Origin of the sequence: Streptomyces sp. NPDC021080 (assembly GCF_044333225.1) — a bacterium.
Lineage (GTDB): Bacteria > Actinomycetota > Actinomycetes > Streptomycetales > Streptomycetaceae > Streptomyces.
Window position 1 is genome coordinate 440,319 of the sequence record NZ_JBIRQM010000007.1, and the last position, 15,041, is coordinate 455,359.

Here is a 15,041-nt window from a genome sequence, read left to right on the forward strand (position 1 = left end):
ATGAACCCTTCCCTCACCCTGCGGGCGCGGTGGGCCCTGCTGTCGAAGCCCCAGGCCGACAGCAGCGACTACCGCGTCCTGGTGTGCAGCGACGGCCCCGAGGCCGTGTCCTGGTTCGAGCGCGTCGTCCGCGACACGCTGTTCGGAACCCCGCCGCCGTGGTCCACGGCGGGACGACCCGGCGAGACGCTGCCGTGGATCTCGTTCGGGGCGTGCGACGCCGGGACGGCGGCCGGGGACGGCCGGTGGGTGACCGTATCCGTGACGGACTGGAACAGTCCCGCGCAGGCGACCTGGGACTCCTCCGGCCGGCGCTCGGCCACCACCCGCTGCTTCCTGGTGCCCTACGCGGAGGTGGCCCGGCACCACGTGGGGCTGGTCTCCCTCTGGAACGCGGTACGGCCCGTGCAGCTGCCCTCGGAGACGAGGGGGGAGACGGCCCCCGTGCTCATCGAGGCGCAGACCGACCACCTGGAGCGGACCGCGCGGACGGTGGACCGGCTCGGCTTCCGCTGGGTGGCTGCCACGGCGGCGGCGGCGCTGGAGTCGCCGCTGGCCCTGACCGCCCCGGGCGACCGGTTCGCCCTGGTCCGGATCGGCACCATCGACGCGATCGCGGCCCTGCTGCCCTTCGGCTACCGGGCCACGCTGACCGCGTCGACGTGGGCCCCGGACGCCACGGCGACCGATCCGTGGATCTGCTACACGAGGGGGTCCTCGACGCGGCGGCTGCCCGTGCACGAAGGCGACGTGCCCACACCCGCCTCTCCCCGGGCGCGCGCCCATCTGGCGCGACTGCAGCTGCTGCACGGCGAGCTCGGCACCCTCGGCCTGCTGCGCACGCTGGCCGAGCGGACCGCTCCCGTGTCGTTCCCCGGCGTCGTCGGCGCACGACTGCGGGCGCGGCCCTCCGACTCGTACCCCAAGGACTGATCGATGGAAGCGCTGCGCAGTGACGACCCCAGACGGCTCGGGCGGTTCGGGCTGCTGTGCCGCATCGGCGCGGGCGGCTTCGGCGAGGTGTTCCTGGGGGAGGAGGAGTCGGCCACGGGCCGGCTCGCGGCGATCAAGCTCATCCGGGCCGACGTCGCCGAGTCGGAGCGGCTGCGGCCACGGTTCCGCAGCGAGATCGAGGCGGTGAACCGCGCGGGCGGCGAAGGCATTCCGGAGCTGCTGGACGCCGACCCGGCGGCCGCCCGGCCCTGGCTCGCCACGCGCTACGTCCCGGGCCCGTCCCTGCAGCGGCTGGTCGACGACGCCGGTCCGCTGCCCGAGGACACCGTGCTCGCCCTCGGCCACGACCTCGCGGGCACCCTGGCCGACCTGCACGGCTCCGGGCTCTACCACCGGGACATGAAGCCCAGCAACGTCCTGGTCACCAGGGCCCGGCCCTGGATCATCGACTTCAGCCTCGTCCGGCTCGCCGCCGACCCGAGCCTGACGGTCACCGCGGACGCCATGGGCAGCTTCCAGTACGCCGCACCCGAACAGGCGAGCGGACTGGGCCGCGCACAGGGGCCCGCCGACGTGTTCGCCTTCGCCGCGACCCTGTTGTTCGCCGCCACCGGACACCCGCCCTACAGCGGCCGCAACCAGTTCGACATCCGGCTGCGGGCGCTCACCGAGCCACCGGACATCAGCGGCGTGCCGGAGGGGGCGCTGCTCGAACTCATCACCTCCTGCCTGCGGTTCACGGACACCGAACGCCCCACGATGGACGAGGTGCGGGCCACCCTGACCCGTGTGGCGGACGCGGTCCGCATCCCCTATCCGCCCTCCGCGCTGCGCGTGTTCGAACGGCACCGGGAGGGACTGCGCGCCCTCCTCGGGCCGTCGGCCGACCGGTTGGACCGGGAGGAGGGGGGCGGGCGGAAACAGCCCCTGAGCCGGCTGCGGCACGAGCCGCCGACGGCAGCGTCCGCCGCCGTCGGCGAGCAGTGGGTGTGGTCCTGTCACGACTGGATCCGTGTTCCCCCCTGGCTGCGCGGGAACGTGGTCCTCGCGGTCACGGCAGCCGGGGTCCTCTACTGGGTGGACTACCGCAGCGGGCTGCCCCTGCGGCGGCTGGACCTCGGGGCGCCGGTGCGGGGCGGGATGATCCCGGCGGACGACGCGGTGGTCGTGGGCACCGCCGACGGAACGGTGCACCACGTCCGGCCGGCGGCGGACGACCTCGTGCTCGCACGGCACCGGTTCCCGGCGCCGGTGCACGCGGTGGGCTGGTCCGGGGAGCGTGGATCCGGGGCCCGTGAGGGAGGTCCCGGCCGGCTCGTCGTCGCCGCGGGGACGGCCGTGCGGATGATCGACCTCGGCACGGGGAACCGTCGCTGGGCCGCCGAGGACGTCGGGGCGGTGACGGGACGGCTCCTGCTGACCGGCACGGCGGTGGTCTGCTGCACCGACCGCGGCTCGGTGCGAGGCCTGCGGGCGGACGACGGGAAAGGGCTCTGGGAAGCGGACCTTCACGCCGTCTGCCCGGCCGGTCCGACGGCGCTCGGTGACGCCGTGGTCGTCGCGGCGGCGGACGGGCGGGTCGAGGCCCTGCACCGGGACACGGGCCGCCGTCTGTGGGGCACGTCGGCGGGCGGCACCGTGCACGTGCCGGCCGTCTGCCGCGCGGGGACCGTGGTGCTGGCCACCGTCGAGGGCGCGGTGACCGCCCTGGACGCCGCGGACGGCAGCGCGAGGTGGACGGTGACGGCCGCCGACGGCCCGGGCCCACGGGCCCTGGACGTCCTCGTGGACGGCTCGGCGGTGTGCGTCGCCGACCAGGGCGGAATCCGGCTGCTGGACATCGCCGACGGCCGGGAGCGACGGCGCTGGGACCTGCCCTCGGTGTCGGCTCTGCGCCCGGTCGAGGGCGGTCTGATCGCGGTCGGGCTCGACGGCGCGGTCCGCCGGATGTCGCTGGGCGGCACAGGCGTCCCGGCGAAGGCCCGCGCAGTCGATCTCCACCGAATTCACTGACACATACATTCTCAATGTGTCACATTCCGAAGAAATATGTCATTTCATCAGATAGCTGACGGTTATCCCACTACGATCGCTGGCGATCCTCAGCTGCCAGTCCTTCACCGTGAGTTCATCGCCCCGGTGCAGCCGTGGGGACGCCGGTCCGAGGGGGAAACCGTGCACAGCGTTACGAGGGCGCGCATGCGCCCGGCACCCGCGTCCCGCGGGCAGGATCCGGCCCGCGGGCATCACCCGTGACGAGCTCCCGCCGGGACGGATCCGGGCCCTTCGAGCCGCGGCCCCCGGGAGCCGGGGACCGGGCCGCCGAACAGCCCGGCCCTTGTCCCGTCTGCTGGTCGGGCGGCGGCCCCGGGCGTTGCGGCACCTGCGGCTGGGAGCCGGACGCGGCCACCGGCCCCGGGGCGCGCGACGAGGAGATCGCCGCCTGCTGGTCCTGGGACATCGCCGCCGCCGTCCTCGCCTCGCGGCACATGGCGGCGATCGGCACGGCGCGCGGCAGGCCGCCGGGCGGCACCGTCGACATGCGGCTGCGGTCGCTGATCCGACGCGCCCCCTCCCGCCGGCCGGTCCGCGATGTCCGGGGCCTCGACGCCGAGGAGAGCCGCGGGGCGCCGCGCGGCGCTCTCGCGGGAGCCGTGTCCGTCCTCTCCGCACTCGCGGCCGGCGAGTGCGACGCCGTCTGCGTCCTCGGCATCTCCGTGACCGGCCTGGCCGTACGGGAGCTGGGGCGGGACGGGGCCGGGACCGGCTGGACCCACGGCCTCGCCGAAGGCGGGACGACCTGGTCGGAGGCCGCGTCCTGGCTGCCCTCCTCCGCGGTGGAGCGCGCCTTCGTCCTGGCGGGAGGCATCGGCACGGCACCCCCCTACGGGATCCGGGGCGTGCAGCGGGCCGCCGACCGGGCCTGGGAGCCCGTCATCGACCGGGCCCTGACCACCGCGCTGGCCTCCCTTCGCGCCGCGCGCGCCCAGGGCCGCATGGTGCCGCTGGTCCTGGTCTGCCAGACGGCCGGCTGGCGCTGGCCCGGCCACGCGGCCCAGGCACTGACGGCCCGGGCGCCCGCGGCGGCCCGGGTGCTGCTCGACGCCTCCGACCCCCGCACCCTGGACGAGATCGTGGCCGAGGCCTGCCGTCGGGTACCGCTGCGCCACGGCTACGCCCTGCTCACCCGCCCCGGCCGGCCCGGATCACCGGGCCGGCCGGGAACCGCGGCCCGCATCCTCTTCCCCGGCGGCACCACCCTGCCCCGGGAGGGCGAACTGCTGTCCTCCGTCGAGCTGTTGGCGGACCCCGGACAGACCTCCGGGGTGTACGCCCTGCCGCTCGTCACCGCCTGGGGGGCCCGCGCCGAGGACTGGCCCGTCCTGCGGACCGGGCGTGCCCGGGTGCGCCCCGGCCTGCGGACCACCGTCACGGTCGCGCTCGACCGCGACGGCCGGCTGCGGTTCACCGAACCGGAGCTGTTCACCGAGGAGCGGGGCGGGCACACGCTGCCGTTGCCGGCCGACCCCACGCCGCACCCCTCCGGCCCCGCCGATCTGCTGCTTCTGCTCGAACTGGGCTGTGAACGCGGCGAGTTCGAGACCCGCTCGGGCTTTCTGCGGGCACTGCTCCGGCAGGTCGACGGCGCCTGGCGGCAAACCCGCGACGGCGACGTCCCGGGCGGGGGAACACCGGGAGGTCTGCGGGTCGGGCTCATCGGCTACGAGGACCACACGTTCCTGCCCGCGCGTGCCGCGAGGGCCGCCGATGTGCTCAGGCCCTGGGGTCCCGGCTCCGCCGGGGCCGCCGCCGAGGCCGTCCGCCTGCTCGCCCCGCGCCCCGTACGGCACGACTACGCGGCCCCGCTGGAGGACGCCCTGCATGCCGCGGCGCGCTGGCCGCACTGGCGGGACGGTGCCCGGCAGGTGCTGCTCGTACTGGCCCGGCGGCCGCCCCATCCGGTGCGCCAGCAGGCCGACCTCAGCCTGCCCTGCCCCGACGGGCGCGACTACGAGAGGTCCCTGGACCGTCTGCGGTCGGAGACCTGCCCCGGCCTGACCGTCGTCGGCGTACGCCACCCGGCCGCCGGCGGCTCCGGGCACTGGCGCCCCAAGACCCTCGAACGACAGCAGAAGGCATGGCGCGGCCTCGGCCGCGACCACCTCTTCGCCCTCGGGACCCACACTCCGGAAGATGTCGCCCTCTGTGTCAGCGGTGCCCTGGGCCGCCCCGCCGAGGCGCCCGGACTGCTGACCGATCCCGGCGTCCGACGTTCCGCCGTGCCGCACGGCTTCGGCCCCTCGCCGGCACGGCTCAGCCTGAAGGACAGTGAGCACGATGACTGAAGACGAGTCGGACAAGACCCGGTTCCCGCCGGCTCTCCTGCCGCCGAACCTCTTCGGGGAACCCGTCGAGGACGACGGTGTGGAACAGATGTGGCCGGTCGAGGCCTCGCCCGGTCCGGCCGACCACGGCGTCCGGGAGGACACGTCGGCCGTCCCCGGCGAGCCCGCCTCCTCCCGGCAGCAGGACGGCACGACCCGGATCGGGGTGTGGGGTTCTCCGGCCTCGGGCAAGACCACGTTCCTGGGCGCCCTGCGGCTCGCGGCGCTCGACCCGGACGGGCCGTTCGGCCGCTGGCAGGTGGTGCCGTCGGACGACGCGTCGGAGGCCTTCCTGGTGGAGACCTCCCGGCAGCTGGCCATCGACCGGGTCTTCCCGCCGGCGACCCAGCAGGTCCGGTCGTACGCCTGGCGTTTCCGCGGGGACGTCAGCGGCACCCCCTTCGGCAGACGCAGGCTCTGGCGCGCGCGGCCGTCGCCGCGGATGGAGTTCGACCTGAGTGTGCTGGACGTGCCCGGCGGCGCGTACGAGGACCTCAGGGGCGGCGCCGTCGCCACGCGCAGCATCGAGCATCTGGCCCAGGCACAGGGCCTGGTCTATCTCTTCGACCCGCTGCGGGAGGCCCAGGACAGCGATTCCTTCGCCTATCTCAACGGAACGCTCACCCGGATCACCCGCATCTGCATGGAGGAGAACCGGCTGGACGGCCCCTATCTGCCGCACCACATCGCCGTCTGCCTGACGAAGTTCGACGACCCGGAGGTCTTCGACCGGGCCCGGCGCGGCGGCTGGACCGACCTCGGCCGGGGCGGTGTGCCCGTGGTGTCCGACCCGGCCGGCTTCTTCGACTGGCTGGCCGACGACCTGCACGGCAGCACCATGCGGCTGGTGGGGCAGACCCTGCGGGCCAACTTCCATCCCTCGCGCATCCACTACTTCACCACGTCCGCGATCGGGTTCGGCACCATGCCGGGCGGCTCGATCGACCTCAAGCGGTTCGGCAACGTCAACGTCGTCGACGGGAACTACCGCATCGTGGGCCCGCTCAGCCCGTACAACGTCATGGACCCGCTCGTGGCCCTGCTGCTCGGCATGCGGGACGGGGTACGCGCATGAACGACCGGTTCGCCGTGAAGGCGTCATGGGCCTGGTACAGCAAGAGACCCGGCTCACTGGGCGAGTACGACGTGCTGCACTGGGCCGGGAGCGCCGAACACCGCGACATGTTCGCCCACTACATCACCGCCGCGGGCCTCGGCAACCCACCGCCCGCAAGCGCCCTGCACGACCGGCTGCCGTGGGTCTCCATCAGGGGGCTGCGCTTCCCGGAGGAACAGTGGACCGGCATCTCGGTGATGGAGTCCTCGCCACTGCGGGACGGCGCGAACCGGGAGATCACCCCGACCCGCTACTTCCTGCTGAACTCCCCCAAACTGGCGCTCCACCGGGTGGAGTACGTGACCCTGTGGGACGCCGTGGCGACCGTGCAGCTGCCGCCGGACCAGGACGAGAGCATCCCGCTGCAGGTCGGGGCGCAGTCCGGCCACGGACTGCTCACCGGGCTGGACACCGTGGCCGACCACGTGCCCGGCATCTTCGCCGGGATGGAGGACGACCGGCGGCGCACGGCGGCCGCACTATGGGCCGCCGCCGTGTCGGCCCTCCTCCTCGGCGGCGGCCGCGTCGTCATCACCGGCGCCGGCGGTGCGCTCGACACCAGGACCCGGCTGGCCGTCTTCGACGCCGTCGCCGCTTTCCTGCCGTACGGGGTACGCAGCGAACTGGCCGTGGGCAGTTGCATCGACGGCGGTGAGCATCCGCCCACCCACCTGGCCTTCGGTCCGGCGTACACCCCGGACGCCACCCCTGTGCGGCTGGGCACCCTCCCGCGGGTGCCCGAGGGCCGGCCCGACCAGTACCGGCGCCGGCTGAACCATCTGATCGGGGACCAGGGTTTCCTCGCGGTCGCCCACAACCTGCTGTCCTACGACGTCGCCGTCCCCCTGTCCGACCACGACGCCATCTTGAGCTGCCTCGACCGGCTGGACCCCTTCCAGGTGGCGGTGAACGCGGTGGAGGCCGGCCACGAGTCGGTCCAGATGGTCGCCGATGGACTCAACAGCCTGACGGGCAACGCCGATCCGGACTCCGCCGACGCGCAACGGCTCGTCCAGCGCGGGATCGACTACGTGGTCGACGACACCGCCCGGGAGATGGACGACGTGATGCGCCGTCTGTGGGTGGACGAGGACAGCGGGCCGCTGGTGTCCGTGTGCGTGGCGGAGAACCTGCTGAGTGTGGCCCTGAGCGTCGCCGCCTCGGGCACCGACAGTTCGTCCTGTCGTACACGGCTGAGCCGCCTGTGGCAGATGGTCGAGGACTGCGGCAAGGAGGCCGAGGTCCTGCGGCTGCTCTCCGACGACGGGGACCCCGAAGCGGACCAGCGGCTGCCGTACGTGGTCGACTGCCTGTGCGCCCTGGGACCGGCCAAGGTGGTCGGTGACAGTTCCGCCGTCGCGTGGGCGCTGTGGGACGCCCCCCGGTTCACCCGCGGGGTGCTCGCCAAGGAATCGGTCTCCCCGGTCAGGCTGCGGCAGTGGCTGGAGGCCCTCGCGGCGAACAACCGTGAGGCACCGGCCTGGTTGCGCGCCTGGGCGGTCCTGCTGCCCGGCACGGAGGAGTGCTCGGCTTTCAGCGACCCGTGTCCGACGCCGCTGGAGGCCCTGTACGTGCTCTCCGCCACCGTGGGCGCGGGGCGGGCGGACCTGGCCGCCGAGACCGTCCGGGGTCTGTGGAGCGCGCTGCGCACGCTGGCCCTCGGATCGCGCCACACGGAACGGGCCGGCGGGAACGGCCGGGACGGGGGGAGCTTCACCCTCCCCTTCCTGAACCGCGGAGGAACGCGGAACCCGTCCCCGCCGGACGCGGCGGAGGAGAGGGGTACGCAGGCCCTCGCGGACCTGCTCACCGAGGACGTCTGGCAGGACTGCCGGGCATGGGCCGACGTCCTGCGCTGCCTCGTGGGACTGCCCGCCGACGGCCCCCAGTGGCGCGAGGAGGCGTGCATCGCCTACTCCGAGAGCCTGAAACTCCTGCTGACGGACAAGTGGCTGCGCCCCTTCCTGGGACCGTTGCTGTGCGAACTCGCCCGGCCCGTGCTCGACGAACCCTGGGGCAAGGAAGGCGAGTCCGTCGTGCTGGCGGCCCTCCAGAACGCGCCGGACCAGAAGGCCGTGGCAGAACTGAACCAGCGGGTGGCCACGCGGAACCTCATGTGGCACGAGCGACGGGAGGCCGAGGAGGCCGCCCGTGCCGCCGAGGCACGACGCAGAGAGGAACAGCAGGCAGCGGCCGAGGCACGACGCAGGGAGGAACGACAGGCAGCCGCCGAGGCACGACGCAGGGAGGAACAGCAGGCGGCGGCCCTGGCGCAACGGCCGTTCCGTTCCCCGCCCCGCCCCGGCGCGGCTCCTCGCGCGGCCGGCGGGGACTCCGGGCGCGGGCACGCCGTCGGCCCCGGCGCAGCACCGGCCCTGGACGGCCGGCAGCACGGCGAAGGGGCGTACGACCCGAACACCCCGATCGAGCGGCTCGCCCTGTCCGTCCGCCAGTCCCATCCGGCCGTCCACATCGCGGCGTTGTGGGCGCCCTTCGTCCTCCAGCTGGAGACCCCGGAGGCCCGCCGGGCCCTGGAACTGGCGGGCCGCTGGTGGGAGAAGGCCATGAACGACGAGCGCGAGGCGCTCTTCGAGCATCTGGAGCACACGCTCTTCACCCAATACCGGTTCAGCGCCCGCGAGACCGCGGACGTGCTGCACGACATCCGGCGGCTGATCGTGGCCGGCCGGGCCTCCGGCCACGGCGGCGGCGGATGGCGGGCCAAGACGGTCCTCAAGCAGACCAAGAGGGACCTGAGACAGCAGCGTTCACGCGTGCGCGAACTGCGCAGGGTGCGGCTGCTGTCCTTCCTCAACCTGTCCTCGGGAAGGCCGCGCAGGCACAAGAAGAAGCTGAAAAAAGGAAGCAGCCAATGACCAAGAACAACCGGCTCGCACCGACCCGGCGCGCCCTGACAGCCCTTCTGGCCACAGGTCTGATCGCGCTGGGGTCCGGTACGTCCGCCCGGGCGGACGACTCCGGCGGCCTGGAATCCTTTCTGGACGCGGTCGCCAGTCCCCGGGGAGCGAGCTACGCGGTGGTCGTCGACACCTCGCAGTCCATGGCCGACGACGGTTCCTACGACAAGGTCCGCGCGGTGCTCCCGACGTTCCTGAAGTCGCTCCGTTCCAAGGACCGCGTCTGCCTGATCCCCTTCAGCGACGGCGCTCCCGCCTGCGAGATGGTCTCCCGGGACGAGGCTCTGCAGAATCTCGACGCCACCCTGCCCACGCGCCCGGACGGAACCGCCTCCAACTTCGGACGCGCCTTCGAGCAGGCCCTGGACGGGCTGCAGCGCACGGACACCGACGTCTGCGGGGTGCTGCTGCTGTCCGACGCCGAGCTGGACGCGCCCGATGATCCCCGCTACCGTGACTTCGGCGCGAGCGGCTGGTCCGCCCTGCGCAGACAGGCTTCCGGCCTGCCGTCGGACCGCAGTCTGACGGGCTACGGCATTTCCCTGAGGTCCGGGACCGACGTGAAGAACGTGCTGGCCAAGGTCTTCCCCAGCTACCGGATGCTGGACACGTCGGGGACCCGGATCAGCGCGGCCATGACGCAGGCCCAGGACGACACCCGGCTGCGGCAGGCCGCCCTGTCCGTGGACGGCGACCGGGGCAAGGGGATCGCCGTCTCGTGGCCCGGCACCCGAAAGGGCCGGCCCGTGCCCGCGGCGTCGGACATCCGGGTGAGGCTCACGGCGACCACGAAGGCGCTGCCCGTGCGTCTCACCGGCCTGCGGATCGCCGGTCTGCCCGAGGGGGTCGCCCTCGCCTCTGATCTGCCCGGCTCGGTCGACCTCCGGCCGGGCGAGTCCCGGGACCTCGACCTCTCGGTACGCTCCGCCACGACCCGTCACAAGGGCTGGAAGAGCGACTCGGAGCCCGAGACGTGGAATCTCTCGGTGACCGGCAAGGTGAGTACGCCCCTGGCGACGGCGGCCCGGCGCTACGTCGGCAAGGACGCCCGGCTCGCCGGCGGCCCCGTCGGCGAGCCCCTGGCCGTGGAGGGGACCGCGCGGACCTCCGCCGATCCGCTGCGGTGGATCGCCGCGGCGGTCGCCTTCCTGGCGCTCCTGGTCCCCTGCTGCGTCTGGCTGCTGCGCCGTCACCGTCCGGTCCAGGGAACGGTCTCCGCCGAAGCGGTCGACGCCCGCATGCCGCTGCAGATCCCCCTGCAGGGACGCCGTGAGGTCACGGCCGACCTCTCCTCCCTGCTGGAGAGCGCCGGCACCGTCAAGATCAAGAGTGTTCCGGGCCCGCTGCGGGAGCAGCCCCCCATCCGCCTGCGCTGCCGCACGGCCGACCGGCCGGAACGCGAGATCATCTGCACGCCCGGCCAGACCGTTCTGCTGTGCGGCATCGAGTTCCACTACACCACGCTGCCCGCTCAGCGCATGTGACCGCGCGAGGCGGTACGCCGGTCCGGGCTCCCGGGACGGCGAACGCCGAAGAACGCCGAAGGGGCCTCCGACGTGTGCCGGAGGCCCCTTCCGGCACGAAGCCGCAGTTCTCGTGGCAGACGAGTCGGGCTGTACGCCGGGTTCTGTCGCCCGGTCGCCTCGCGGCGGCCGGGGAGACGGCCATCCATCTAGGGCCGGCGTTGCCGCCGGCCTCGTGCGGTCTACCCGCGGACTCGGGCGAGCAGCCCTCGAACGTCCGCGCAGAGCCGCCTTCCCTCGCGAGAGAGCGGCCCCTCTTGACCTTGCTCCGGGTGGGGTTTACCTAGCCGCCTGAGTCGCCTCAGGCGCTGGTGGTCTCTTACACCACCGTTTCACCCTTACCGCGAACCGGAGTTCGCGGCGGTTTACTTTCTGTGGCACTGTCCCGCGGGTCACCCCGGGTGGCCGTTAGCCACCACCCTGCTCTGTGGAGCCCGGACGTTCCTCGGGAAGGTCCACAAGGACCTCCACGCGGCCGTCCGCCCGGCTCGTCTGCCGTGCCGACCATGGTACCGGGCGGGCGGGACGCCGGGGACCGGCGGTCGCCGTGGCCAGGACGGAGCCCGCCAGGATGAGGGCGAAGGCGGCGAGGATCCCGGGAGTCAGGTCCTCGTCCAGGAAGAGGGCGCCCGCCGCGACGGCGACGGCCGGGTTGACGTACGTGATCACCGTCGCCCGGGTCGGGCCCGCCTCCTTGATCAGTTCCAGGAAGGCCACGAAGGCGACGGCCGTGCAGATGACGCCGAGGCCCGCGAGGGCGGCCAGGACCTGGCCGGAAGGTATCGACTCCGGCCGGGTGACGGCCGCCGCGGGGGCGTAGACCAGCGCCGCCAGCGCCAGGCAGGGGGCCGTCAGGTGGAGCGAGGGCACGTCCTTGAGCCGGCGGGCGACGATGAGCGGCGCGGTGGCGTAACCGACGACCGTCAGCAGCACCTCGACCAGCGACCGGGTGTCGCCGCCGGTCAGATGCGGTGCCGTGAGGACTCCGACTCCGGCCAGGCCGAGGGCGAGGCCCGTGACGCGCCAGGCGCCGAGCCGTTCCGTGTCGCCGAGGAAACGGGCCGCGGCCACGCCGACGATCGGCACACCGGCGATCAGCAGGCCCGCGGTGGAGCTGGACAGATGACGTTCGGCGTCCGTGAGGGTCCACCAGGGGACCATGATCTCGATGACCGCGAAGGCCAGCATCGGGCGCCAGTGGGCGCGTACGGTCTCCGTCAGGCCGCCCTGGCGGACCGCGAAGGGGAGCAGCAGCGCGGCGCCGACCGCACAACGGGTGAACACCACCACCGACGGGGACACCTCGTCCACCGCCACTTTGATCATCAGATAGGGGATGCCCCAGATCACTCCCATCAGGGAGAACAGAAACCAGCCGCGTGCAGTCATACGGGCAGTCTCGGTCATCGCCCCGCGGGTGGTCTTGAACGTCGTTGCGCTCCGGCCGGGGGCGTGAGCACGCTCGCGCGGTACGCCGCCGGGGTCACGCCCAGCACCCGGCGGAACCAGCGGGTCAGATGCGCCTGGTCGGCGAAGCCCACGAGTGCGGCGGTCTCGGCGGGACGCATCCCGGACTCCAGGAGCCGGCGGGCCCGGTTCACCCGGTACTGGGCGAGCCAGGCGTACGGCGGTATCCCCGTCGCCGTACGGAAGGCGCGCAGGAGCTGGTAGCGGGACAGGCCCAGGTCCGCGGCGAGACAGGCGAGGGAGGGCGGGTCCTGGAGTTCACCGGCCAGGCGGTCCCGTACGACGGCCGCCGTGCGCGCAGCGCCGGGGATCTCGTCGCGGTCCGGGCGGGCCGTGGAGTGCCGCCGGGTCAGTGCGGCGAGCAGCCACGGAAGGCGGGACTCTGCCTCCAACGGGTCCGGGCAGAGGCTCAGTTCGGTGTGCGCGGCGCGCAGCGCGGCGGCGAGTTCGGGGTCGTCGAGCAGCCCTTCCCTGAAGTGCGGGAGGCCGCCGACGGCGCCCTCCCGGAGCAGGGACGGCTCCGCGTACAGGGCCCGGTAGGCGTAGCCGTCGCAGGCGGCGGGACCGCCGGTGTGGATCTCGCCGGGGGCCAGGACGACGATGGACCCCGGGCCGGTCCTGATGTGGCCGCCGCGGTAGCCGATGAGCTCCGAGCCGCCGACGCTGACGCCGATGGTGAACTCGTCGTGGGTGTGCGGGGCGTAGCGGTGCCGGTCGAAGCGGGCGGTCAGCAGGTCCAGGGGCCGACCGCCCGGGCCGAGGACGGCCCGGGTCCAGCGGGCCTCTTCCCTCCCGGTTCTCGCGGGGTCCTTCGAGAAACCCTCCGCGGACCTCCCGGTTCCCACGGGGTCCTTCGAGAAACCCTCCGCGGACCGGGTCACCGTCCCGGTCGCTCTCCCGGTCGTCGTCCCCGCCCGTCCGGTCATGGCCGTCTCTCCCCCTCGCCACCGTGGTCGAACGTGCCCGCCGCTTCCGCCGCGTCCGCTCTACGGGGCCAACACCGGCGTCCCCCGTTTTCATGCCGGAGTCCGTCCCCTTGATCGGGTCAGGCGGGTTCGAACTGCGCCTTCGCCGTTCCGGGGTCCGCCCGCACGAGCCGGACCCGCAGGCGTTCGCCCAGGGGCAGGCCGGTCGTACCGCCCGAGATCCGGGCGAAGACCGCCGGGGACTCCAGCTGGACGGTGCCGACCGTGGGGTCGTGTTCCGTCACGTCCACCACACAGGCCTCGAAGAGGTCACCGATCCGGTCCTTGAGGAGGGCGGCCTCCACGATGTCGACGCACTCGCGCTCGACGGTGCCGGCGCGCCGGCTGCCCTCGGCCATCTCCTTGGGCAGGGCGTCGAGCGCCGCGAGGACCCACTCGGGGGTCGGCAGACCGGCGGCGGCCGCGAGGCAGATCTCCGAGGCGTAGCGGTCGACGAGCCGGCGCAGCGGGGCCGTGCAGTGGGCGTAGGGCGCGGCGACGGCGGCGTGCGCGGTGACCTCGGGGAGCGCCCCGTCCCGGAAGACGGTGTACCCGGCGCCGCGCAGCAGGGTCGTGCATTCCTGGAGGAAGGCGGCGTGGTGCGGCAGGTGCGGGTCGAGGGAGCGGACGAGCTGCGCGTACGAGACGTGGTGCGGCCAGTCGATGCGCAGGGCCCGGGCGGTGCGGCGCAGCCGTCCGACCGCTCCGTCGGGCGCGGCGGGCAGGGTCCGCAGCACTCCGGTGCCGTGGTCGAGCATCAGCTCGGCCGCCGCCATCCCGGTGAGCAGGGAGATCTGCGCGTTCCAGCCGTCGACGGGCAGCGGGGCCCGGTAGGCGAGTTCGTACGTCCCGTCCTTCTCGACGATCTCCTGCTCGGGCACGTTGAGCGAGATGCCGCCGCGCTCGACCTCCAGGGCCTCGCGCCGGGTGCCGATGTCCTTGAGCAGGGCGAGCGGTTCCTCCGCCGTTCCCCCGTCGATCCGGTGCTGCGCGGTCGCGTAGTCCAGCCGGGCGCGGCTGCGGACCAGGGCGCGGCGGACGTCGGTGATCTCGGTGCGGCCGTCCGGGCCGAGGTCGATCGTCCACAGGACGGCCGGGCAGGTCTGGCCCGGGAGGAGGCTCGCGGCGCCCTCGGAGAGCCGGGGCGGGTGGAGGGGGACCTTGCCGTCCGGGAAGTAGAGGGTCGTCACGCGCCGGTGCGCCTCGGCGTCCAGGGCTCCGCCGGGCGCCACGAAGGCGGCGACGTCGGCGATGGCGTACTGGACGCGGTAGCCGCCCCGCTCGCGGCGTGAGAGGTGCATCGCCTGGTCGAGGTCCTCGGCGGCCGGCGGGTCGATGGTGAAGAGGGGGATGTCCGTCGCGTCGTACGCGGGCAGACGGGCCGGCGGCCCGACTTCCGCGAGGACGTCGGCCGGGAAACCCCCGGGCACGCCGAGTTCGGTCCGCAGCGCGCGGAGAGCGGCTCGCAGCGGGGCCTGCGGGGCACCGGTGACGCGGACGTGACGGCGGGGCATGGGTCGAGCGTAGGCCGGGGGCACCCGTTGAGCACGCGGAGCCGGGCGCCCTCCGGGCGAGGGGAACCGGTTCGGGCCCCTGCCGGGGTGCCCCCCCCGGGGGGGGCCCCCGCCCGGGGCCCGCCCCCCCCGCCGGGGCCGGGGGGGCCCGCCGCCCCCGCGGGGGCCCAGGGGCCCCCCGGGGGCCCCCCACCCGGG

Annotated in this window: 8 protein-coding genes, 1 other RNA gene and 1 pseudogene; 6 read left to right on the top strand and 4 right to left on the bottom strand. The window is 74.0% G+C overall.

The genetic code is table 11. The features are described 5' to 3' along the window. The 6 genes from ACH4S8_RS20180 to ACH4S8_RS20205 all read left to right on the top strand — a co-directional run bounded on the left by ACH4S8_RS20180 (nt 1) and on the right by ACH4S8_RS20205 (nt 10,858). Nucleotides 1-933, top strand: coding sequence for a hypothetical protein (locus tag ACH4S8_RS20180; protein WP_398395764.1), 933 nt, complete (start codon nt 1-3; stop codon nt 931-933). A gap of 3 nt (nt 934-936) precedes the next feature. Then, the gene (locus ACH4S8_RS20185; protein ID WP_398395766.1) at nt 937-2,967 is read left to right on the top strand and encodes a PQQ-binding-like beta-propeller repeat protein; all 2,031 of its coding nucleotides are present in this window, start codon (nt 937-939) and stop codon (nt 2,965-2,967) included. Nucleotides 2,968-3,206: 239 nt separating this feature from the next. After that, a complete protein-coding gene (locus ACH4S8_RS20190; RefSeq protein ID WP_398395768.1) occupies nt 3,207-5,300 on the top strand; it encodes a hypothetical protein in 2,094 nt (697 codons plus the stop codon). Continuing rightward, complete coding sequence (locus tag ACH4S8_RS20195) at nt 5,293-6,414, top strand: hypothetical protein (protein WP_398395770.1); 1,122 nt, start codon at nt 5,293-5,295, stop codon at nt 6,412-6,414. The genes ACH4S8_RS20190 and ACH4S8_RS20195 overlap by 8 nt, the downstream gene beginning before the upstream one ends. Further along, the gene (locus ACH4S8_RS20200; RefSeq protein ID WP_398395772.1) at nt 6,411-9,332 is read left to right on the top strand and encodes a hypothetical protein; all 2,922 of its coding nucleotides are present in this window, start codon (nt 6,411-6,413) and stop codon (nt 9,330-9,332) included. Before ACH4S8_RS20195 ends, ACH4S8_RS20200 begins: the two co-directional genes overlap by 4 nt. Further along, nucleotides 9,329-10,858 (top strand): VWA domain-containing protein, encoded by a 1,530-nt coding sequence (locus ACH4S8_RS20205; RefSeq protein WP_398395774.1) that lies wholly within the window; start codon nt 9,329-9,331, stop codon nt 10,856-10,858. The genes ACH4S8_RS20200 and ACH4S8_RS20205 overlap by 4 nt, the downstream gene beginning before the upstream one ends. Before the next feature lie 116 nt (nt 10,859-10,974). Here the strand turns inward: ACH4S8_RS20205 and rnpB are convergent. The 4 genes and pseudogenes from rnpB to ACH4S8_RS20225 form a co-directional block, all read right to left on the bottom strand. Next, nucleotides 10,975-11,388: RNase P RNA component class A (rnpB, locus tag ACH4S8_RS20210), an RNA gene on the bottom strand. 70 nt (nt 11,389-11,458) lie between these two features. Beyond that, nucleotides 11,459-12,304 (bottom strand): annotated as a pseudogene (locus tag ACH4S8_RS20215) (DMT family transporter); the annotation flags it as partial. Beyond that, nucleotides 12,301-13,290: an AraC family transcriptional regulator gene (locus tag ACH4S8_RS20220; RefSeq protein ID WP_398395776.1), complete on the bottom strand. Its 990-nt coding sequence runs from the start codon at nt 13,288-13,290 to the stop codon at nt 12,301-12,303. The pseudogene ACH4S8_RS20215 and the gene ACH4S8_RS20220, both read right to left, overlap by 4 nt. A 119-nt stretch (nt 13,291-13,409) precedes the next feature. Next, nucleotides 13,410-14,843, bottom strand: a complete 1,434-nt coding sequence (locus ACH4S8_RS20225) for an RNB domain-containing ribonuclease (protein ID WP_398395778.1) — start codon at nt 14,841-14,843, stop codon at nt 13,410-13,412. Nucleotides 14,844-15,041 lie beyond the last annotated feature (198 nt).